This is a genomic window from Pontibacter litorisediminis, assembly GCF_029360645.1.
Taxonomy (GTDB): Bacteria; Bacteroidota; Bacteroidia; order Cytophagales; family Hymenobacteraceae; genus Pontibacter; species Pontibacter litorisediminis.
This window is the reverse complement of sequence record NZ_JARDUA010000006.1, coordinates 74,744-96,878: the sequence shown is the minus strand read 5'-3', so window position 1 is coordinate 96,878 and position 22,135 is coordinate 74,744. Positions and strand designations below refer to the sequence as shown.

General features: G+C 54.0%; 19 protein-coding genes. 12 read left to right on the top strand and 7 right to left on the bottom strand.

The features are described 5' to 3' along the window. Positions 1–48 precede the first annotated feature (48 nt). Both PXG97_RS16510 and PXG97_RS16505 read left to right on the top strand, forming a co-directional pair. Positions 49–558, top strand: a complete 510-nt coding sequence (locus tag PXG97_RS16510; protein WP_276498899.1) for a NuoI/complex I 23 kDa subunit family protein — start codon at positions 49–51, stop codon at positions 556–558. Positions 559–562: 4 nt separating this feature from the next. After that, positions 563–1,081, top strand: a complete 519-nt coding sequence (locus tag PXG97_RS16505) for an NADH-quinone oxidoreductase subunit J family protein (RefSeq protein ID WP_276498898.1) — start codon at positions 563–565, stop codon at positions 1,079–1,081. A gap of 85 nt (positions 1,082–1,166) precedes the next feature. Here the strand turns inward: PXG97_RS16505 and PXG97_RS16500 are convergent, their stop codons facing one another. After that, positions 1,167–2,207, bottom strand: coding sequence for a DUF6929 family protein (locus PXG97_RS16500; protein WP_276498897.1), 1,041 nt, complete (start codon positions 2,205–2,207; stop codon positions 1,167–1,169). 255 nt (positions 2,208–2,462) lie between these two features. Here PXG97_RS16500 and nuoK point away from each other — a divergent pair, with 255 nt between their 5' ends. From nuoK to PXG97_RS16475, 5 genes are all read left to right on the top strand, one after another. Beyond that, complete coding sequence (gene nuoK / locus PXG97_RS16495; RefSeq protein ID WP_276498896.1) at positions 2,463–2,792, top strand: NADH-quinone oxidoreductase subunit NuoK; 330 nt, start codon at positions 2,463–2,465, stop codon at positions 2,790–2,792. Positions 2,793–2,834: 42 nt separating this feature from the next. Next, positions 2,835–4,799 (top strand): NADH-quinone oxidoreductase subunit L, encoded by a 1,965-nt coding sequence (gene nuoL / locus PXG97_RS16490; RefSeq protein WP_276498894.1) that lies wholly within the window; start codon positions 2,835–2,837, stop codon positions 4,797–4,799. A gap of 12 nt (positions 4,800–4,811) precedes the next feature. Further along, entirely contained in the window at positions 4,812–6,263 is a 1,452-nt protein-coding gene (locus tag PXG97_RS16485; RefSeq protein ID WP_276498893.1) for a complex I subunit 4 family protein, read from the top strand. Positions 6,264–6,304: 41 nt separating this feature from the next. Further along, positions 6,305–7,693: an NADH-quinone oxidoreductase subunit N gene (locus PXG97_RS16480; RefSeq protein ID WP_276498892.1), complete on the top strand. Its 1,389-nt coding sequence runs from the start codon at positions 6,305–6,307 to the stop codon at positions 7,691–7,693. A 128-nt stretch (positions 7,694–7,821) separates the two neighbouring features. Beyond that, positions 7,822–8,499, top strand: a complete 678-nt coding sequence (locus tag PXG97_RS16475; protein ID WP_276498891.1) for a dioxygenase family protein — start codon at positions 7,822–7,824, stop codon at positions 8,497–8,499. Positions 8,500–8,764: 265 nt separating this feature from the next. On the opposite strand, the gene aspS is transcribed toward PXG97_RS16475, so the two are convergent. Both aspS and PXG97_RS16465 read right to left on the bottom strand, forming a co-directional pair. After that, positions 8,765–10,525 carry an aspartate--tRNA ligase gene (gene aspS, locus PXG97_RS16470; protein ID WP_276498890.1) on the bottom strand — a complete coding sequence of 587 codons (1,761 nt, stop codon included), beginning with the start codon at positions 10,523–10,525 and terminating at the stop codon, positions 8,765–8,767. Between the two features lie 73 nt (positions 10,526–10,598). Further along, positions 10,599–11,462 (bottom strand): glycerophosphodiester phosphodiesterase, encoded by an 864-nt coding sequence (locus PXG97_RS16465; RefSeq protein ID WP_276498889.1) that lies wholly within the window; start codon positions 11,460–11,462, stop codon positions 10,599–10,601. Positions 11,463–11,564: 102 nt separating this feature from the next. On the opposite strand from PXG97_RS16465, the gene PXG97_RS16460 reads away from it, so the two are divergent. Further along, positions 11,565–13,196, top strand: a complete 1,632-nt coding sequence (locus tag PXG97_RS16460) for a glycosyltransferase family 39 protein (RefSeq protein WP_276498888.1) — start codon at positions 11,565–11,567, stop codon at positions 13,194–13,196. Between the two features lie 824 nt (positions 13,197–14,020). On the opposite strand, the gene PXG97_RS16455 is transcribed toward PXG97_RS16460, so the two are convergent. Together PXG97_RS16455 and PXG97_RS16450 are read right to left on the bottom strand one after the other, a co-directional pair. Then, positions 14,021–14,416 (bottom strand): GtrA family protein, encoded by a 396-nt coding sequence (locus PXG97_RS16455; protein ID WP_276498887.1) that lies wholly within the window; start codon positions 14,414–14,416, stop codon positions 14,021–14,023. 236 nt (positions 14,417–14,652) lie between these two features. Then, positions 14,653–15,111, bottom strand: a complete 459-nt coding sequence (locus tag PXG97_RS16450; protein WP_276498886.1) for a hypothetical protein — start codon at positions 15,109–15,111, stop codon at positions 14,653–14,655. 227 nt (positions 15,112–15,338) lie between these two features. Here PXG97_RS16450 and PXG97_RS16445 point away from each other — a divergent pair, with 227 nt between their 5' ends. Continuing rightward, positions 15,339–15,893 carry a hypothetical protein gene (locus PXG97_RS16445; protein ID WP_276498885.1) on the top strand — a complete coding sequence of 185 codons (555 nt, stop codon included), beginning with the start codon at positions 15,339–15,341 and terminating at the stop codon, positions 15,891–15,893. 83 nt (positions 15,894–15,976) lie between these two features. Here PXG97_RS16445 and PXG97_RS16440 read toward each other — a convergent pair whose 3' ends face one another. Continuing rightward, positions 15,977–16,615 (bottom strand): porin family protein, encoded by a 639-nt coding sequence (locus PXG97_RS16440; RefSeq protein ID WP_276498884.1) that lies wholly within the window; start codon positions 16,613–16,615, stop codon positions 15,977–15,979. A 207-nt stretch (positions 16,616–16,822) separates the two neighbouring features. Between PXG97_RS16440 and PXG97_RS16435 the strand changes: the two genes are divergently transcribed. Then, positions 16,823–17,278, top strand: coding sequence for a nucleoside deaminase (locus tag PXG97_RS16435; protein WP_276498882.1), 456 nt, complete (start codon positions 16,823–16,825; stop codon positions 17,276–17,278). Positions 17,279–17,354: 76 nt separating this feature from the next. After that, the gene (locus tag PXG97_RS16430) at positions 17,355–17,960 is read left to right on the top strand and encodes a superoxide dismutase (protein WP_276498881.1); all 606 of its coding nucleotides are present in this window, start codon (positions 17,355–17,357) and stop codon (positions 17,958–17,960) included. Between the two features lie 213 nt (positions 17,961–18,173). Here PXG97_RS16430 and PXG97_RS16425 read toward each other — a convergent pair whose 3' ends face one another. Continuing rightward, a complete protein-coding gene (locus tag PXG97_RS16425) occupies positions 18,174–20,372 on the bottom strand; it encodes a protein-disulfide reductase DsbD family protein (RefSeq protein WP_420851806.1) in 2,199 nt (732 codons plus the stop codon). A 449-nt stretch (positions 20,373–20,821) separates the two neighbouring features. Here PXG97_RS16425 and PXG97_RS16420 point away from each other — a divergent pair, with 449 nt between their 5' ends. Continuing rightward, the gene (locus PXG97_RS16420) at positions 20,822–22,135 is read left to right on the top strand and encodes a hemolysin family protein (RefSeq protein WP_276498880.1); all 1,314 of its coding nucleotides are present in this window, start codon (positions 20,822–20,824) and stop codon (positions 22,133–22,135) included.

Sequence of the window (22,135 nt, the reverse complement as noted above, 5' to 3'; positions counted from 1 at the left end):
CTGTTTCCTTAACAAGTTGCCTGTTCAACAATCAAAACAGACGAAGAAATGGAACCACTAACCAATAGAAGAAAGAATGTGGAGAAGCGGGAAATGACGTTCGCTGAGCGCGCGTACCTTCCTGCTATTGCACAAGGACTTGGTATCACGATAAAGCACTTCTTCAAAAAGAAAGCCACCATACAGTACCCGGAGCAGACGCGTGAACGAAGCGAGCACTGGAGAGGCTTGCACGTGCTGAAGCGCGATGAGCAGGGCCGTGAGCGCTGCACCGCCTGCGGCCTGTGCGCCGTGGCCTGCCCTGCCGAGGCGATCACCATGACGGCCGGAGAGCGTAAGGCTGGCGAGGAGCACCTGTACCGCGAAGAGAAGTATGCCGTGACCTACGAGGTGAACATGCTGCGCTGCATCTTCTGCGGCCTGTGCGAGGAAGCCTGCCCGAAGGCTGCCATCTTCCTGCAGGACGACAAGCTTGCCCCTGCCCGCTTTGAGCGCGATGAATTTATTTACGGCAAAGACCGCCTGGTTGAGCCTCTGAAAACCACTGAAACGAAATAGCCCCATGGAGAGCCTTTTCTTTTTCCTTGCTTCCCTGACGCTGCTGTGCGCCCTGATGGTTGTGATTTCCAAGAACCCGGTACATAGCGTGCTTTTCCTGATCATCACGTTCTTTACCATCTCAGGCCACTATGTGCTGCTGAACGCACAGTTCCTGGCCGTTGTGAACATTATTGTGTACGCAGGGGCCATCATGGTGCTCTTCCTTTTCGTGATCATGTTCCTGAACATCAAGAAGACAGGAGGAGACGAAACGATCAAAGCCTCAACGCTCAGTAAATTTGCCGGTGCCATTGCCGGCGGCCTGCTGTTTGTGGTGCTGGTGGCTGCCCTGAAAGATGCCAGCGTCGTAGGCTTCAACCCCGACACCTATGACTCGCAGGTGGGCATGGTGGAGAACCTGGGCTATGTGCTGTTCACGGACTACCTGCTGCCCTTCGAGTTAGCCTCTGTGCTGTTCCTGGTGTCCATGGTAGGCGCTGTGATGATTGGCAAGAAGGAAGAAGGCGAAAGCCACTTCTAAGAGAGACTCGCAAAAGAGCATAAAAGCAGAAGGCCGGAAGTAGACGCTTCCGGCCTTCTGCTTTTATGAATTAGTTCGTTCGCACTTACTCTTCCAACTGCAGCTGCACTTCCAATAGCTCCGAATGCCCCTTATCGTCATCCGATACCACCACCACCTTAAACTGTTGCCCCTCCCCCTTCAGCACCACCAACGACTCGGCTTTGCCAACATAGCCAGTCCCGTCTTCATTAGTCAGCTGCGCCACCGGCACCTGCAGGGGGGTAGCAGGATCAAAGGCATAAGGCAAGGCCCGCAGGTCGATTAGGCCGACGTAGCTGCCGTGCACCTCCCCGTCCTCAATGGCATTGTGCGTCTCCTCTACCGAGGCAGTAAAAAACAGCTTCCCGTCCACAGCATAGGCCCCGGAGAAGCCTGCAACGAGTTGCCTCATTTCCGGCAGCTTGAAGTGGTAAAGGGCTACAGGCGGGATGTCCGCCTTGCCAAGTATAAAATTTTTGAAGCCATCAGCATCAAAGCGAAGTAAGGTGTTGGGGCCGCCTCCAGCCGGGCGCTGCAGCAGGTAAGCGTAGGTGTTGTCCATAGCCAGCCCTTCCAGGTTCAGCTGCCCGTCCTGCTCCAGCCGCAGCACCTGCTTCAGGAAAGTATAAAAGCGGCTCAGGTCCAGCTCCTGCACCTGCATATCATCGGTAAGGTTAACCAAGTAGCCCTTGTTGCGGGCCTTGCTTGCCCCGGAGCCCATCAAAAGCAGCATGGCATCCCGGCCATAGGTAAAGGTGCCCATGCTTTCCAGGTCAGGCTTCACGTCTTTCGGAATTCTGCCGTTTATAACGCCTGTGGTGTCGAAAAGCGGGTAACGCCCCACCAGCTTGTAGTCCTTGTCCAGCTGGTATAAGAAAGGAGAATCGTCGCCCAGCACATAAAAAACGCCCTCCACATACTCCAGCCCCGAGGCAGATGGCAGCTGCTCATAAAAAACCTGGCGGGAGGTAGTGGCAATCAACTTCAGTTCCTTCATATGCGCAGCAGCTTGGTTCGTGGTGACGCTTGTTTGGGGTGGCTCCGATTTGCATGCCTGCAGGAGCAGCAAGGGCATCAGGAAGTATAACAGGTAACGGTGCTTCATAAAGTATCATCGGTGACTCCCATAGCTACGCAAATGCTCCTCAAAAGTATAATTTGCCCTGGTTTCGCCGGCAGAAAAAAGTATTTCTAAGAATGTGCAAGAAAAGCCTGCAGCATTGCAAATACCTATACTTTAGGGCGCCTGGAGGGCGAATAAGAATAGGAAATATGTTATGGTTTTTACAAAAATGGGGATAACTTTGCGACTTGATTTTTGGATCGTAATTTAAGAGTAATACGTTCAGCCACACAGAAAATGAACAACATACCTGAGGTCATCCGGACCATTCCTTTAGATTATTACCTGTTTTTCAGCGCGGCTCTTTTTGTTATTGGTGTTATCGGTGTGCTTACGCGCCGCAATGCCATTGTGATCTTCATGTGCATCGAGCTGATGCTGAACTCGGTGAACCTGCTGCTGACAGCCCTCTCGGCTTACCGTGCGGACGCCAACGCACAGGTTTTTGTGTTCTTCATTATGGCCGTGGCAGCCGCCGAAGTGTGTGTGGGGCTGGCTATTATCGTGATGACTTACCGCAACATCCGCTCTACAGATATACAACTGCTGAACTACCTGAAGTGGTAACAGCCTAACAACCTACGCTGAATAGTTTAAATCCTTATACAGATGCAAGAGATTGTAATGCCGATTAACAACCAGGGGATGGCACTGCTTTGTCTGCTTGTTCCGTTGCTGCCGCTGGCCGGCTTTATTATTAACGGACTTGGCAACCGCAGCATAGCCAAGGGCCTGGTAAGCTTTATTGGTAGCGGCACAGTGCTGGCTTCTTTCCTGATCACTGTCTACCTGTTCCTCGATTTCACGGCCAACGGCAGCCGTGCCTACACCGTTGACTTTTACAACTGGATCTCGGTAGGCAGCCTGCAGATCGGCTTCTCCTTCCTGATCGACCAGCTGACGCTGCTCATGATGCTGATGGTGACCGGCATCGGTTTCCTGATCCACCTGTACTCGGCCGGCTACATGAGCCATGACGAGAACTTTGGCAAGTTCTTCGCCTTCATCAACCTGTTCATGTTCTCTATGCTGCTGCTGGTGATGGGCTCCAACTACGTGATGATGTTCGTGGGCTGGGAAGGCGTGGGCCTTTGCTCTTACCTGCTGATCGGCTTCTGGAACAAGAACACCAGCTATAACAATGCCGCCAAGAAGGCCTTCGTGATGAACCGTATCGGTGACCTGGGCTTCCTGCTGGGCATTTTCCTCATCTTCATTACCTTCGGTTCCGTATCGTACCCACAGGTGTTTGCCGAGGCGGCACAGTATACGGGCGGTATTGATTCTACAGTGATGATCGCCATTACCCTGCTGCTGTTTGTGGGTGCCATGGGTAAGAGTGCGCAGATCCCATTGTTTACCTGGCTTCCGGATGCGATGGCGGGCCCTACGCCGGTTTCGGCCTTGATCCACGCTGCCACCATGGTAACGGCAGGTATCTACATGGTACTGCGCTCCAACGTGCTGTACGTGCTGGCGCCTACCACCCTGGAGGTGATCGCTATTGTGGGTGTGGCGACGGCTCTGCTGGCTGCCACTATCGGCCTGGCGCAGAATGATATCAAAAAAGTACTGGCCTACTCCACCGTATCGCAGCTGGGTTACATGTTCCTGGCGCTGGGTGTGATGGCCTTCTCTTCGTCTATTTTCCACGTGCTCACGCACGCTTTCTTTAAGGCGCTGCTGTTCCTGGGTGCCGGTTCGGTGATCCACGCCATGAGCAACGAGCAGGATATACGCTACATGGGCGGCCTGCGCAAGTACCTGCCGGTTACCTTCATTACCTTCCTCATCGGTACCCTGGCTATTGCCGGTATCCCGCCATTCGCTGGTTTCTTCTCTAAGGATGAGCTGCTGGCACATGTATGGGAGCATAGCAAACTGCTTTGGGGCTTAGGTGTACTGGCTTCATTCATGACTTCTTTCTACATGTTCCGTCTGGTGTTCCTGACGTTCTTCGGGTCATTCAGGGGCACGGAAGCGCAGAAATCGCACCTGCACGAGTCACCAATCTCCATGACATTGCCGCTGATCGTGCTGGCCATACTTTCTACCGTGGGTGGTTTCCTGGGCATTCCACCGGTGTTTGGGGAGAACCTGCACGTCATGCAGAACTACCTGGCTCCGATCTACGACTTTGCCCGCGTGGCGAACCCTGCCGCTGTGGAGCCAATGCACCTCGACCATGCGACAGAGTGGCTGCTCATGGGTATCTCCGTGGTGGTGGCCCTGGTAGCCGCCGGTATTGCCTATGTAATGTACGTGAGCAAAAAGACGGTTCCAGCCGCAGAAGGCGAGCGCCTGTCTCCACTCCACAACCTGATCTACCACAAGTACTACATCGACGAGATCTACGATACCGTTATCGTTCGTCCGCTGATGTGGCTATCAGCCACATTCCACCGCGTGCTCGACCTGATGGTAGTAGACGGCATTGTGAACGGTTTCGGAAAGCTGACCACCTACAGCAGCCGCACCCTGCGCTACGCACAGAGCGGCGCCACAGGCTTCTACCTGATGGTGATGGTGCTCAGCATCGTCCTGATTTTATTTTTAAACTTCTTTATCGGATAAGGTTCTTCGAAGATGATAACAGCTTTATTACTTTTCTGGCCTGCCCTTGCCGCACTTCTGGTGCTGCTTATTAAGGGACAGGGTGCCAAGAAAGTGGCCTTTGTAGCAGCGCTCGTTCAGTTTGCGTTGTCACTTTTCGCTCTCTCAGCATTCGACACCCAAAGCGGTGCTACCCAGCTGGCCCTTAGCCTGCCCTGGATCGAAAGCGCGGGCATCAGCTTAAGCATTGGGATGGATGGCATAAGCCTGCTGATGGTGCTGCTGACGACCTTCCTGGTGCCGCTGATCATACTTTCGTCATACAAGCACGAGTATAAGAACCCGAACGTTTTCTACGCGCTTATCCTGTTCATGCAAACCGGTCTGATCGGTGTGTTTGTGGCCATGGATGCCTTCCTGTTCTACTTTATGTGGGAGGTGGCGCTGATTCCGATCTACTTTATCGCTGCCGTTTGGGGCGGGGCCAACAGAATACGCGTTACGTTTAAGTTCTTTGTGTACACGATCTTCGGCTCGCTGTTCATGCTGGCTGCCTTCGTGTACTTATACCTGCAAACGCCAGGCACGCACTCTTCCGACGTGAACGCCTTCTACCAACTGTCGCTTTCCAGCGAGTCGCAGAGCTGGATCTTCTGGTTCCTGTTCATCGCCTTCGCGATCAAGATGCCGGTGTTCCCGTTCCATACCTGGCAGCCCGACACTTATACCGAGTCGCCTGCACAGGCTACCATGCTGCTTTCGGGCATTATGCTGAAGATGGGTATTTACGGGGTGCTGCGCTGGCTGCTGCCGGTGGTGCCTTACGGCGTTAGCCAATGGGACGAACTGGTGCTTGTACTGGCCATCATCGGTATTGTTTATGCCTCTATCATTGCTATTCGCCAGCGCGACCTGAAGCGCCTGATCGCTTATTCTTCTATCGCACACGTCGGGCTCATCGCCGCCGGCATCTTTACCCTGAACGAGCAGGGCCTGCAGGGCGGGGTTATCCAGATGCTGAGCCACGGTATTAACGTGGTTGGCCTGTTCTTCATCATCGACATTATCTTCAGCAGAACCAACACTCGCGAGATCACCAGCCTGGGCGGTATCACGCAGAACGCCAAAGCACTGTCGATCTTCTTCATGATCCTGCTGCTAGGCTCTGTGGCCCTGCCGCTGACGAACGGTTTCGTGGGCGAGTTCCTGCTGCTGTCGGGCGTGTTCCAGTACAACGCCTGGTTCGGGGGTGTGGCCGGCCTTACCATTATACTTGGTGCCGTGTACATGCTACGTATGTTCCAGGGCGTGATGTTCGGTACGAAGTCTGAACTGACAGAGAATTTCAAGGACCTGACGCTGAACGAGAAGGCCGTGCTGATTCCGCTGGTGGTGATGGTTTTCTGGATCGGCTTGTTTCCGAACACGTTCCTGAGCATCTCCGAGCCTGCCGTGAATAACCTGCTGAGCATCATTAACCGCTAAGCGGCTATAGAGAATAAAGAGTTTTACAGAAATACGACGACATGACCTCGATCATACTTCTATCTGTCTTTGGTATCATTAATCTCTTTGCGGGCTTTGCAAAGAACAAACAGGTGTTGCTGCCGCTGGTGCTGGTGTTCCTGGCCGTAGTGTTCGGCGTAAACTTGCTCGACTGGAACGATACCCAGACGTACTTCAGCAACATGCTCACCGTGGACAATTACGCGGTGGCTTTCACGGGCATCATGACCCTCACCACGCTATTGCTCCTACCCTTCTCCCAGCGCTTTATCGACAAGGGCGATGCGAACCTGGGTGAGTATTATTCGCTGCTGCTGTTCTCGCTGGTGGGTGCCGTGATGATGGTGGGTTATGAGAACCTGATCATGCTTTTTATCGGTGTGGAAATACTTTCCATCGCCATGTATGTACTTGCCGGAAGCGACAAGTCAAGCCTGCGCTCTAACGAGGCGGCCCTGAAGTACTTCCTGATGGGTTCTTTCTTCACCGGTATTATGCTGTTTGGCATCGTGATGATCTACGGAGCTACCGGCACGTTTAACATCACCGAGATTGGCGCTGCCCAGGCAGGCTTGGGTGCTGACGGCGTTATGAACACCATGTTCATGCTGGGCATCCTGGTACTGATCATTGGTATTTCCTTCAAAATCTCGGCTGCCCCTTTCCACTTCTGGGCACCGGATGTGTACGACGGGACACCGACGTTCTTCACGGCCTTTATGTCTACGGTGGTGAAAACGGCTGGCGTGGCTGCCTTCTATAAATTGTTGGTGGCTGCCTTTGCGGCCTCTTACGCAACCTGGTTCCCAACACTGGTGGCTATTACTGTCCTGACGCTGGTTGTCGGCAACATTGGTGCCGTGATCCAGACCAGCTTTAAGCGCATGATGGCGTACTCCAGTATCTCGCATGCAGGTTATATGCTGATGGCCCTGCTGGCTTTCAACGAGGCCTCAGACAAGTCGATCCTATTCTATGCAGCGGCTTATGCCTCGGCAACCATTGCAGCCTTTGGTGTGCTGAAGTTTGTGCAGGACCATCGCAGAAGCGCCGACTACGAAGCCTTTAACGGCCTTGGCAAAACAAACCCGCTGCTGGCTTTCGCCATGACGGTTTCGATGCTGTCGCTGGCAGGTATTCCGCTTACAGCCGGTTTCTTCGGGAAGTTCTTTGTGTTCTCTGCTGTGCTCCAGAACCCGGACATGCTGTGGCTGGTAGTGCTGGCCGTTATACTTGCTGCGGTGGGTATCTACTACTACTTCCGCGTCGTGATCGCGATGTATATGCAGCCTGCAGCCAATTATGAGACCGTTCACGTAGATAGCCTGGGTTCATTTACACTGATCGTGTTGTCCATACTGACGATTTTGCTGGGCATCGCTCCTGCGCTGGTTAGCGAGCTGCTCTAGTATAAGCTTATATTTGAAAAGAAAGGGCTGCCTGTGGAGGGCAGCCTTTTTTCTTTTATGGCCGGTGCTCCCTTAAACAAGTACGGGCAGATCCAGTATAAACTATGGTACAGCTATGCTTGGCAGCCATGAACAACTTGCTACACCTCTGCCTATTTGCCTGCTCCCTTATTGCAGGCACCGCCTGCGACGCACAGTCTGGCGGTACACCGGAAGGCGCTAATGCCGCTGCAGGGCAGGCTACAAGCCAGGTCGGGGGCTACTGCGACACTTGCGAGTTGATGTATGTAGGAATGCCAGAAAACATTGATGCTACCGACACCAGCGCCTCCTGGAATGCGGCGGGGCAAAAGCTGAGGGTTAGTGGCACCATTTATAAGCATGATGGCAAAACGCCTGCCCCTAATGTTATTCTGTACTACTGGCAAACGAACAGCGAGGGAATATATGCAGATAGTAAGGGTTTAGACCCGAAGGTAAGGCCACATGGGTACATCAGGGGTTGGGTAAAGACGGATGCACAAGGACACTACAGCCTATACACCACCCGCCCCGGCCACTACCCCGGGAGATCAGGTCCGGCGCATATCCATCTGCTGGTAAAGGAGCCGCGCCTGCCCAGTGAGTATTACATTGATGACATTCTTTTTGAGGATGACCCACTCCTGACAAAAGCCCATCGGAATAAGCTCGAAAACCGGGGAGGAAGCGGCATTGTGCAGACGAGGCAGGAGAACGATCTGCAGGTGGCAATACGTGACATCGTGCTAGGGCAAAATATTCCGGGCTATCCAGAGGCAGACTAGCCAGCCTACAGCCTTACATCAACAAAGTATAAATACTGTATACTTTACCGGCGCTGTTACACAACCAGCTATCAACAGCAGTTATCCACATATCCACACTCCTATAGCGATTCCTTGGTAAATTAGTGGATAAAGGCTGCTTTTATATGCCAATCCACACGGTTATCCACATTATCCACAGCTAAAAGTATAAATGGGGATAAAAACAGAAGGCCTGCCACTGTTTGCGTGGCAGGCCTTGCTATGCTTTGTGGAAAAACGTCTGTTACCTATGCGGCAGGTTTTTCATGTTTATGTGTAACTCGTCGAGCTGCGCCTCAGCGATCGGGGCCGGGGCATCGATCATTACATCGCGGCCGGAGTTGTTCTTCGGGAAGGCAATGTAGTCGCGGATAGAGTCGGAGCCGCCGAAAAGCGAGCACAGGCGGTCGAAGCCGAAGGCTATGCCCCCGTGCGGCGGTGCACCATACTCGAACGCGCTCATCAGGAAGCCGAACTGTGCCTCTGCCTCCGTCTTAGAGAAGCCCAGCAGGCGGAACATCTGCTCCTGCAGGCGGCGGTCGTGTATACGGATAGAGCCGCCTCCTACTTCTACCCCGTTGATCACCATATCATAAGCGTTGGCTCGTATATCACCCGGGCGGTCGTCGATCAGCTCTATGTCCTCCGGTTTAGGCGAGGTGAACGGGTGGTGCATGGCGTGGTAACGCTTGGCTTCCTCGTCCCACTCCAACAGAGGGAAGTCCACCACCCACAGCGGCGCAAACACATCCTTATTGCGCAGGCCCAGGCGCGTACCCATCTCCAGGCGCAGCTCGTTCAGGGCCTTGCGTGTCTTGTCGGCATTACCCGCCAGAATAAGGATAAGGTCGCCGGGCTTGGCGTTGAAGGCATTCACCCAAGCCTGAAGATCGTCTGCTGAATAGAACTTATCCACCGAAGACTTTATACTTCCATCCTCGTTCACGCGAGCGTAAACAAGACCTGTAGCTCCAATCTGCGGGCGCTTCACAAAGTCCGTCAACTCATCCACCTGCTTGCGGGTATAGCTGGCGGCGCCCTTGGCACAAATGCCTACCACCAGTTCGGCGTCGTCGAACACTTTAAAGCCTTTGTTCTTCACCAGCGGGTTCAGTTCCACAAAGCGCATGTCGAAACGGATGTCCGGTTTGTCGGAGCCGTAGTGCTTCATGGCATCGGCATAGGTCATGCGTGGCAGCTTGGCGATATGAATGCCCATCACCTTCTCGAACAAGTATCGGATAAAGCCCTCAAAGGTGTGTAGGATATCCTCCTGCCCCACAAAAGACATTTCGCAATCGATCTGGGTGAACTCCGGCTGGCGGTCGGCGCGCAGGTCCTCGTCGCGGAAGCACTTCACGATCTGGAAGTACTTATCAAAACCGGACACCATCAGCAGCTGCTTAAACGTCTGCGGCGATTGCGGCAGGGCATAGAACTCGCCTGGGTTCATACGGCTCGGCACCACGAAGTCGCGTGCCCCCTCCGGCGTGGACTTGATCAGGTACGGGGTTTCTACCTCAATGAAGCCGCGGCCGTCCAGGTAGGCGCGGGTGGCGCGCATCATGCGGTGGCGCAGCTCCAGGTTGCGGCGCACCGGGGCGCGGCGCAGGTCCAGGTAGCGGTACTTCATGCGTAGGTCGTCGCCGCCGTCCGTCTCATCCTCGATCAGGAACGGAGGCAGTTTGGACGGGTTAAGTACCACGATCTTGCTCACGCGTATCTCGATATCGCCAGTAGGGATCTTATCGTTTTTGGAGTAGCGCTCTACTACCTTTCCGGTTACCTTGATCACATACTCACGCCCCAGGTTTCGGGCCTGCTCCATGATGCTGGCGGGCGTTATGCCTTCCTCCATGGTTAGCTGCGTAATGCCGTAGCGGTCGCGCAGGTCTACCCACAGCATGCCGCCTTTGTCGCGCAGGCGCTGCACCCACCCCGCTAATATTACCTCTTCTCCAACGTTATCCAGGCGAAGCTCGCCGCAAGTATGTGTCCGAAACATAGTATGATCTACTTGTATAGTGTTATGCAAATGTAATAATCTTAGCCTTGGTTTGCTGTATTTGCCGCAAATGTTAGTCCAGCATCTCGCGCATTGCCCTCACGTTATCCACCTGTATGGCATCAGGCCTCATGTTGATCATGCGGGCGATGCGTGAACGCGACTTGCCGCCGAAAAGCGCCACCTGCAGCCCCTGCTCCTTTGCGCGCTGCACCTGTGCTGCCGTTACATCGCGCCCGTTGGCGCAAATACCCTGCAGCTTGTTCTGCTGTGCCTCTAGCAGCGCCTGCTCAAAGTCTCCGGCCGTGTCAATCATCAGCTGCGCCTGCGGCTCCACCTCTTCAAACGCCAGCAGGAATTTAGGGTTTGGCGAGATGAACACCAGTTTTTGCAAAGGGTAGTTATACTTACGCAGCAGGGCCATGAGTGTCTGGGCATAGTACAAATGGCGGCTGGGGTTGTGGTTGCGCAGGTCTATGTGCAGGTAAGGCAGCTCCGGATACGTGCCGAAGCGCTGCAGCAGTGCCTCCAGCGTGATGATTTCCTCATCGTGGAACAGGTCGTAGAAAAAGCCGCCTTTATACTTGAGGCCCACCACCTCGGCTGCCGGCAGGTTGTCGATGATGCCTTTAGCCTGGGTCAAGCTTTCCAGCGTCACGTCATGGTAGAGGATCGGCACGCCGTCCTGGCTTAGCTGCACATCCACCTCCACCCCGTCGGCGCCGTTCTCCTCCATCGCCTTGGCAATAGAGGCCATGCTGTTGGAGGGCAGCGGGTTAAACGGATTCAGGGGCGAGAAGAAACCGGAGCCGGCATGGCCCAGTACCAGCACCTCCCTGTACTTCACCTCGTCGTGGCGGCGCATCAGCCACACGGCGACAGCCAGTCCTGCCAGCACAATAACAAGTATAGAGAGCCAGGTTTTCCGCTTCAGCATGTGGTTTAGAGGGGCTGTTGTAGAATTATCAGATTAAAAAGCGAAGGTAATACAGATTCGTTATAAATACCGTTAAATTTGCAGCCGCACAAGACCTGCCACATGCAAAACACCACGAGAACCACTGTAGCCAAGGCCTTTACTGCCGACGCCGAGACGCTGGGCCAGCCGCAGGAGCGCTACCTCATCCCGCTTTCCACCATTCTTCTTATAGCACTGGGCATTCGCTTGTTGGCTGCCTTCTTCTCGAAGGGCTTTGCCTTCAGCGATGACCATTTTGATGTGATTACGATTGCGCAGGGCTGGCTGGACGGGTTCCCGCTGTGGCTGAACGAGCCGATGCCGCCGCGGCACAGCATGCTTTACGTGCTCATCCACTACGGTATATTTTATACGTTAGAAGCTATGGGCATCTTTAGCCCCGAGGTGAAGATGACGGTGGTGCGGGTGGTGCATGCGCTATACTCGCTGCTGGTAGTGTACTATGGCTATAAGCTGACGGAGCGCCTCTCAGACCGTGCCAACGCGCGCATGGTGGGGCTGATGCTGGCGCTGGTGTGGTTCATGCCGTTTATGAGCGTGCGCAACCTGGTGGAGATGGTGTGCATTCCGCCGTACCTGGCCGCTTTCTACCTGATGGTGAAGGCGGAGCAGGAAGGAAAGAAACGCTGGCTGCCCTACTTCTGGGCGGGTGCCTTGTTTGCCATGGCTTTCGTATTCCGCTACCACACGGTGCTGTTCGGGGCTGGTGCCGGGCTGGTGCTGCTCTACCAGCGCAGGTGGCGCGAGGCCGTAGCGGTGCTGCTGGGCTTCCTGGTGGCGGCGTTCCTGGTGCAGGGCGTGATCGATATCATCTTCTTCGACTACCCGTTCCACTCCATAGTGGCTTACTACCAGTATAACTCCGAGCACGCCAACGACTTCAGCTCCGGCCCCGTTTACCGCTTCGCCCTGACCATACTTGGTTTTCTGGTGCCGCCGGTGAGCGCTTTCCTGGTAGTGGGTTACGCCCGCACGGCCAGGCTGGCTCCTGCCCTTTTCTGGGGCGGGCTGATCTTTTTTGTGGCGCACTCGTTGTTCCCAAACAAGCAGGAGCGCTTTATACTTCCGCTGCTCCCGCTCATCATGATTCTGGGGGTGATCGGCTGGCAGCAATTTGTACGTAGCTCTGCCTTCTGGCACAACCGCCGCAAACTACTGGCCGCTTCCTGGATCTTCTTCTGGGTGCTGAACCTGCTGGCCAGCATAGGCATGGCCATGACCTATACTAAAAAGAGTCGTGTGGCACCGCTCGTATACTTATCGGAGAAGCAGGACATGGACGGCGTGGTGCTGGAGTTCGGTAACCACAGCGTTAAAAAGCCTCCCCTCTTCTACCTGGGCCGCACCAGCGCCGTGTACGACAAGTATATTGTTGATGAGGACATAGTGTGGGAGGAGTACCTGCAGGGGCGAAAGCCAATGCCAGAAAATTTTGTGATGGCCTATACCTTGAATAAGGATAAAACTACGGAGGAGCTGCAGCAAGAGATCGCGGCCTCGCCTTACAAACCGGATTATGTGGTGGTGGTAGGCACTAAAGATATGGAGGAGCGCATGGCCCGCCTGCACCAGCTTTTCCCGAACCTGGAGTTAGAGCACACCATTAACCCATCGCTCTACGACAGGCTGCTGCACCTGCTGAACCCGCGTGTGCACAAGGACGAGCATGTGAAGGTGTATGAGGTGAAGTAGGAATGTAGCTGCTTGTGCCTTTCTCCTTGCGCAAGTTCTTTGCTGGAGTAGCCTTGCAGCCCATATGCCTTTATTGCTCCTCGTTGTTCCGGACACCTTGTCTGAAACTTGCTCTGTTGCGGATTTCCAAACCCGCATAAGTTATACTTCCATTCATGACGCAGGGCTTCAGACTTGTGTCCTACCATGAAGTTAGGTTTATAACTTGGCTGGCTTGAAAAGCCATACTCGCTTTAGCTATACTTTATACTTTCCATGGCGCAAGCGTCCGCTTGTGCCGCTCTTAGCCCCTGCTTTCGATTTTAAACAAGCTATCCTTGCTAGCTGCTGTTCATCCTCAGTCTTACAACCTGAATTGTTGCATCTCTGGCTTTGGTTCTCTCTAGCCCGAGAGGGCTCGTCTTCGGGCATCGCGCTGGGAGCTTTTCCTTTGCTCCTGCGTCGCAATGCCTTCGGCACCGGAAAAACTCGCATAGGCGCTCAACCCAAAGACTGGGATCAGATTCGATAGCCAGCGCTGACGGAGCTAGAACCAAATCCTACTCTATTTTTAGAGGAGAGATGTCCTCTTCGAAGGAGGCTGGGGGTGGGTTTTTACATCTGCTGATGCTACTTCAGTTGCTATTTATCCTTTAGCCAAAGCAGTTACAGGCTCCCCTCCTTGGACTACCGAGAAGGCGGGTTCGAAGGTAGCGAGCGTAGCTCTGAGGGGGGCAGGGGTGGTTGGACCCGGTGCAGCAGACCCCCTGTTTTCTGTACTTAGAGAGGAGTAGAGGGGACAGAGGTGGCTAGAACACTAACTTAGGCAGACACAAATTAAAACATTACCTGGTGAAGGTATAGAGGTAGTTTATGGAGAAGTTCCAGAAGAAGACCAGCACCACGGCAATGAACTTCGAAACATAGAAGTTTAGCTTCATGCGGTCGGTGAGGACGTAGATGATGAGGTTATTGAGCAGCAGGCCTACCACGGCCGTGGCCAGAAACTTAGAGAACTGCCACCCGATCTCCGGGTCGTAACTGTGGAAGGTCCAGACGCGGTTGAGGTAATAGTTGCTGGCGCTAGCTATCAGGAAGCCGAGGCTATTGGCCACATACTTGTTCCAGCGCAGCACCTCTTTCGCCAGATACGTAGCCCCAAAGTCTAGCAACAGGCCTGAAAAGCCCACTAAACCAAACTTAAGAAACTTGAAGAAGAGGCTCTGTAAACTTTCTGACATCGGGTTTATACTTTGCAGCGCTGCACTGACGACAGCACAAGCGCTACAAAAGTAACAGACTTCTGTCAGGCTACCAACCTTAGTTTTCCTCCGGAAACTCCTTGCCATAGTAAAGCCACTCTACTAGTTCAGCAGAGCGGCTTTATATTTGTGCCACCTTCTTTCAGTGTTTGCGCAACAGAAGGTGGCTCATGTTAGCTTACACCAGCCCGTAAGGCAATGCCTTGAATGCCGTCTTACTTAAAGAGGCCCCCTAGCTTGTCCTTCAGGCCCCCGCCCATTAAGCCACCCAGCAGGTCGCTCTCCTTCAGGTTGCCGGCACCAGCTTGCCCTCCTATCTTCTGCATGATAAAATTGATGGCGAAGGGCGCCACCTGCTTCGCCACGTTCTCAGGTATACCTAATTTCGTCGTTAGGTCGCCAATATACTTGTTGATGATGCTGTTGGTGGCGCTGCTGTCCGCAGGAGCTTGGTTGCCTTTCATTACGTCTAGCAGGCCTCCCATGTCGCCGCTGCCTGCGCGCTGCTTCAACTCGCTCACCACGTTATCCTTGGCCAAGTCCACAGAGCGGCTGGCCTGCTGCGGCTCCAGGTTATACTTGCTTTGCAGCTCTCCCGTCAGCTGCCCCTTCAGGTTGTTTATCAGGTTCTCTATCATCCTTTTATACTTTTTGTTGCTGACAATCAATGCCATCCTTTAAAAATGAGGAGGCTTAAAACTATACTTCTGCTCCTGTTGTTACTCTGCCGGCTCCGTGGGCTGGCATCTGTTAAAGTTTAACGGCAGTGCTCCGATAAAGATGTTGGCAACCGCCGCCACAGATAAAGTACACCCAAGCAGGATTCTGGCAGAGTTATTGCATAATAACAGTATACAGATACCTTTTCCTGAATATTTAATAGCTTTGCCCATACAAACACATGAACATGCGATATTTTGCCTTTTTAGCCATTATTCTGATAGCCGGAGCCACCTTTGCACAATCTAAGCTCAAGAAGACGCAGATTAGCAAAGAGGTAAGCGTGCTGTTGCCGCAGGACTTCATGCCGATGCCGGACGATGGCATCGCCCGAAGGTATCCTGCCTCCACCCGCCCGCTTGCCGTGTACACCAGCCCCAATGGCCAGATTGACTTTAGCGTAACGCAGAAGCCATCGCAGTTTAAGGAAGAGGACCTGAAGATGCTGCGCGAGTTTTACAAGGCAAACCTGCTGGAGCGCTTCACTAAGGTAGATTTTATCCGCCAGGAGGTGTCGCAAGTAAAAGGGAAGGATTTTCTGGTGTTCGAGTTCGTGAGCACCCTGGCCGACGAGCGGGGCTCGTCTAACCTGGCGCCGGTGCAGAAATACAGCATCGTGCAGTATACGATCAAAAACGGGCAGCTGTACATTTTTACCCTGCACGTGCCATTTAGCATGAAGAATGATTGGCAGGAGACAGCCCGCGACATGATGGGCTCTATCAATATTAAATAACCGCTACTACCTATCTATCTACTACGCTTAAAGCCCTTCCAGTTTGGAGGGGCTTTTTTTGTAAACCAACTAGGGCAGTGGCCTTATTTCGCTTCGGCCTTAAAGCTTAGCAGGTAGCTCAGGGTTACGCTCACGCTTTGGCTTTTGGCGGCCAAGACACCTGTATCCCGCTCAAAAATGTCATTCAGGCTGTGGCTTAGCCTACCTTCTAATTGGAACGTACCGAAGGAGGTTTTTTGCCCCATGCCAAGCCCCACGCAAAGGCCATACAGAAAGTCGTTATCAAGTTCCCTGCGCCAATACCTTACCGCTTCACCGCCCTTACCAGGGGTACCACCGGATAGCAGGTAGGAGGCATAGGGGCCAAGGTTTATGAGGAACCGGGTGCCCCTGTTTCCGATCGTTACATGCGTCATCAGGGGCAACTCCAGGTAATCCAGGCGGCGGGCAACAGCCCCTCCTGTATTGGGCAGCTCGGCCCATCCCCGCTGCACATAGTTAAGCTCCACCTGAAGGCCCACCCTTGGGTGCGCCTGATGCTTCAGAACCAATCCGCCTGTGTAGCCTTGCAGAAACTCCTGATCTGCCTCGGGGTTGAAATTAAAGCGTGAGAAGTTAACTCCTCCTTTAAGCCCTATGCTTAGTTCCGGGACGAAGGCATCCTGCGCATGCGCATGCAAGGCAGCGAACAGTGACAAGAAAATGAGCGAGGCCTTTTTCATCTGTTATATCTGTTAGTTTCTGAACCACACCCTGCAACCGCTAAGTAGCGTCCTACCTCCGTTCAGTAAGATAAAAATCATGCGCTACTATTCCTAGCCAGCCATAAGAACTTCCATCTTTCCCAACTTACTTTGACCAATGTGCGCGCAGGGGCGTTATAGTTTACCATACTTGTATTTTTGGCCTGATGTGCCCATCTTTACCATATGGCAACAGATTTTTTATCCATCCACAGCGATGAGCATTTTATGCAGCAGGCCTACCGCCAGGCGCAGTACGCCTATGAGGAGGGCGAGATTCCAATTGGGGCTGTCGTGGTGGCCAACAACCGCATCATTGCTAAGGCCTATAACCAGACCGAGAAGCTGAACGATGTAACGGCCCATGCCGAGATGCTGGCCCTGACGGCCGCTGCCGAGTACCTGGGCAACAAGTACCTGCACGACTGCACCCTGTATGTTACCGTGGAGCCCTGTGTGATGTGCGCCGGCGCCAGCTACTGGGCCCAGTTAAAACGGGTGGTGTTCGGAACATCTGAGCCGAAGCGCGGTTATAGAAGAGTAGGGAATCTGCTACACCCTAAAACGGAGATGGTAAGCGGCATCATGGCGCAAGAGTGCGCCGACCTGATGGCCTCCTTCTTTACGGCTAAAAGAAATTAACTAACTTTGAAGCGATGCCGTACATCTCCACTGTATGTACAAGTAAAATATTTCTAACATAAATCTATATAAAACTATGGCTTTCGAACTTCCGAAACTACCTTATGCCTACGACGCACTGGAGCCGCACATCGATGCGCGCACCATGGAAATCCACCATACAAAGCACCACCAGGCCTATACAACCAACCTGAACAATGCCATCCAGGGCACTGATATGGAGAACAAATCCATTGAGGAGATCCTGAAAAACGTAAGCGGCAACACTGCTGTTCGCAACAACGGTGGCGGTTACTACAACCACAACTTGTTCTGGACGATCCTGTCGCCGAACGGTGGGGGCCAGCCTTCCGGCGAACTGGCGGACGCCATCAACAGCGCCTTCGGTTCTTTCGATGCATTTAAGGAGGAGTTTAACAAGGCTGCGGCTACACGCTTTGGTTCTGGCTGGGCTTGGCTATGCGTAGACAATGGCAAGCTGACTGTATGCTCTACCGCTAACCAGGACTCCCCTATCATGGACATTGACCAGGCTTGCGGTGGCCAGCCAATTCTGGGGCTGGACGTATGGGAGCATGCCTACTACCTGAACTACCAGAACCGCCGCCCGGATTACATCAGCGCTTTCTGGAACGTGGTGAACTGGGACGAAGTAGCCCGCCGCTACAACGAGGCAAAGTAAGTATACTTTATACTATAACAGAGAAGCCCCGCCGTAACCGGCGGGGCTTCTCTGTTATTAGACCACGCGGTGCGCGCAGTTCCCGTGGGTGAAGGGTAAAGTGCAGCTGTGGCTTGCGTGAGACCGGCTCGGTTTTGAGGTGCCTTAACCTATAAGCCCCTGCCGCAGCCAAGTGCTGCGGCAGGGGCTTATAGGTTACAGGTTATACTTAGCTTACTGCTGTGCCACCTGTTGCTGCTTTTTATAGGCCTCCACGCCGGCATCCAGAAACTCCACGAACTTCTCTACGCTGCGCTCATAGGCAACCGGCTTGACCAGCACATTCTCGTTCTCGTCCATCAGCACATAGTAGGGCTGGGCGTTTACGTTAAACTTCGTGATCTGGTAATCGGCATACTTCTTACCGATCGTCTTCTTTTCTTTGCCGTCGTAGTCGCTGGTGTACCACTCGCTCTCCGGCAGCTCCGTGCGGTCATCCACGTAGAGGGCGGCAATCACATAGTCCTCGCGCAGGCGCTTCAATACCTCCGGGTCCGACCACACGTTCTGCTCCATCTCGCGGCAGTTCACGCAGCCGTGGCCGGTAAAATCGATAAAGATCGGCTTGCCCTGCTCGGCAGCGCATTTCTTGGCCTGCTCCAGGTCAAAGTAGCCTTGCAGGCCATGCGGCAGGTGCAGGAAATCAGCGTACTTGGGCTGCTCGCAAAGGGCATTACCTGCCGCTACAGCCGCTGTGCTTCCGCCGGAGCTCTGCCGTATGATTTTGTTGATGTCGAAGTCTTGCGTGGTTTGCGGCGGCAGGTAACCTGACAGCGCCTTAAGTGGGGCACCGAACAGCCCCGGAACCAGGTACACCACAAAGCCAAAGGTAATTATGGCGAAGAACAGGCGCGGTACGCTGATATACTTCAGGTCGGAGTCGTGGGAGAACTTTAGCTTGCCCAGCAGGTAGAAGCCCATCAGCGTGAAAATCACGATCCACAGCGCCAGGTACACCTCGCGGTCCAGGATGCCCCAGTGGTACACCTGGTCGGCCACGCTCAGGAACTTAAGTGCCAGCGCCAGCTCTATAAAGCCTAGCACCACCTTTACTGAGTTCAGCCAGCCGCCGGACTTCGGCAGGCCGCTTAGCCACGACGGGAACACGGCGAATAACGTAAAAGGCAAGGCAAAGGCCAGCGAGAAGCCGAACATGCCCACGATGGGGCGGATGGTCTCGCCTCCGGCAGAGGCAACCAGTATGCTGCCCACGATCGGGCCGGTGCAGGAGAAGGAAACCAGCGCCAGCGTGAAGGCCATGAAGAACACACCTACCCATCCCCCCTGGTCGGCTTTAGAGTCTACTTTGGTGAGCCAGGAGCTCGGTAGCGTTATCTCGAACATGCCGAAGAACGACATGGCAAACAGCAGGAAGATCAGGAAGAACAGGACGTTCGGCAGCCAGTGGGTACTGAGGAAGTTGGCCCCATCCGCCCCGAAGACTTTGGCTACGATCGTGCCGATCAACGTATAAATGGCGATAATGGACAGGCCGTAGACTACCGCTTTCAGCACACCCTGGGCTCTGTTGCCGCTGCTGTTGGTAAAGAAGCTCACCGTCATGGGTACCATCGGGAAGACGCATGGGGTGAGCAGTGCCACCAGGCCCGAGGCGAAGGCCACCAGCATGAAGGCCCATAAGCCATCCTCTGCCGTGCCCGTGGCGGGCTCCTCGTCAGGTATGGCCGAAATGCCCCCGGCACTGTTGTCATCAGTTGTGGCAGTGGTCGCGACGGGAGCGGCAGCCGTGTCGGCATCTGCAGAGGCTGAGGCAGCGGCGGCCAGGTCCGGCACCTCAACTGGTTTGCTTTCCTGCTGCGCCTCGGGTTGCTGCTGAGAGGCTGCAGGAGCCTCTGGTTGCTGCGCCGGCTTAGCGGCAGGGGCAGCCGTGCCGCTAACGTTTACCTGCTTATTCGTGAAGGTAAACGTATCGTCAAACGGGATACACTGGCCGGTAACATCGGTGCATACCTGGTATTCGTACTCGCCCTTCACCTGCAGGTCGGGCTGCAGCACGCGTATTTTCTGGCGGAACTGGGCGGTGCCTACAAAGTAGGTATACTCCCCCTCCCACAGCTCATCATACTTCTTTTTAGGCTTAACCGGCTTTATCTTGCCCACCAACTCGTAAGAAGGGTGCTTCTGAAACGTGAAGGTAGTCACCATCGGGCCCAGGTCCGGGTCAAAGTCAGAGGAGTACAGGTACCAGTCCTTGTCGATCTTCACGTTAAAGATCAACTCCACCTCCTCGCCTACGGCCACTTCTTTATCAGAGACATCGTAGCTCCACGACGCGGGTTTGAGCACCTGCGCCTGCGCCACAAAGGCAAGCATACACAACAGCCATGTGGCCAGCAGCTGTTTAGCCATCATATTTTTGTTCATAAATCAAGCACTTATACTTTCTGAAGCGCAACAGCAGTTGCTCTTTTTCAGGCCTATACTAATACTGAGGCAATACAAAAGTAGTCAATTTATACTTGAGGCAGCATGGCAGCCGGCATATGTTTGCTAAACAACCGCTCTGGCTCCCCTTACGCTACCTGCGTTGGCACTAATGGCAGTCCAGGCTGCTTCTGTGCCGGTTGTTGCGGCAATTTACCTGGTCTTTTTTCCATCCTGCCGCAGAGGAATTTCTTTACCTGGTGGCGTTTACGGCACTAATCTGCCCAACTCAACTCCCCCAAAATATAACGTTGATAGCCTTTCTGGTGCTTTTAGTCGTAAAATATAGTGCATCTAGCATATACACCTATAAAACGAGCACGTATTTTACTACTTTTACAGCTTTGCTGGTTTGAAGGCGGCAAATACCTACACATATGATTTTCAACATATTTTTAACGATATTCCTGGTGCTGCTCAACGGCTTTTTCGTGGCCGCAGAGTTTGCCATTGTAAAGGTGCGCTCCTCGCAGATAGAACTGCGGGCACAGAGCGGCAGCGCTGCGGCAAAGCTGGCTCAGCACATGCTCACCCACCTCGACGCTTACCTGTCGGCCACGCAGCTGGGTATAACCTTGGCCTCCCTGGGCCTGGGTTGGATTGGCGAGAGCGTGGTGGCGCAGCTGGTGATTAACGTGATGCATGCGTTCGGTTTTGAGGGAAGCGAGGCGCTGGCCCATACCATTGCCCTCCCGATCTCCTTTGCCATTATCACGGTGCTGCACATTGTGTTTGGCGAGCTGGCCCCTAAATCGCTGGCCATACAACGCTCCGAATCCACCACGCTGGCGGTGGCTTACCCGCTTCGTTTCTTCTACATCCTCTTCAGCCCTTTTATCTGGCTGCTGAACGGGCTGGCTAACCTGGTGCTGCGCGCCATGGGCATACAGCCCATGCACGGCGCTGAGGTGCACACCGCCGAGGAATTGCGCCTGCTGTTTGAGCAGAGTGCGGAGGGTGGCGCCATACAGGACTCGCACCACGAGCTGATCGAGAACGTGTTCCTCTTCAGCGAGCGCATGGTGAAGCAGATCATGGTGCCCCGCACCCGCATGGTAGCCGTGGATGTGAACATTCCGGAAGGGGAGTTAATGGAGATCATTTTCAACGAAGGGTACTCCCGCCTGCCAGTCTTTAGCGGCAACATCGACAATATTGTGGGTATCCTTTACGTGAAGGATATCTTAAGCATCACGCGCCAGGGCAAAACCATTGATATAGAAGACCTCATGCGCCCCGCCTACTTCGTGCCGGAGACAAAGAAGATCAACCGCCTGCTGAAACAGTTCCAGCGCCGCCACCTGCACATGGCCATTGCCACCGACGAGTTTGGCGGCGTGTCGGGCATTGTTACGATAGAGGACATCATTGAGGAACTGGTGGGTGAGATACAGGATGAGTACGATGAGGAGGCCCCGATCGTGGAGCGCATCAGCGACTTCGAGTATAAAGTAAACGGCTCTGCCGCCGTGTCCGATGCCAATGATTTCCTGCCTTACTCCCTGCCGGAGGGCGAGGACTACGAAACGGTGGGTGGCCTGCTGAACGTGATCTATGGGCAGATTCCGGAAAATCTGAACGAGACCACCACCTTTAACCAATACCATGTGCGGATTCTGGAGAAATCAGACCGCCGCGTGGAGTGGGTGCTGCTGACAGTGCGGGAGGAGGACCGGGAGGCCATCAGCTAG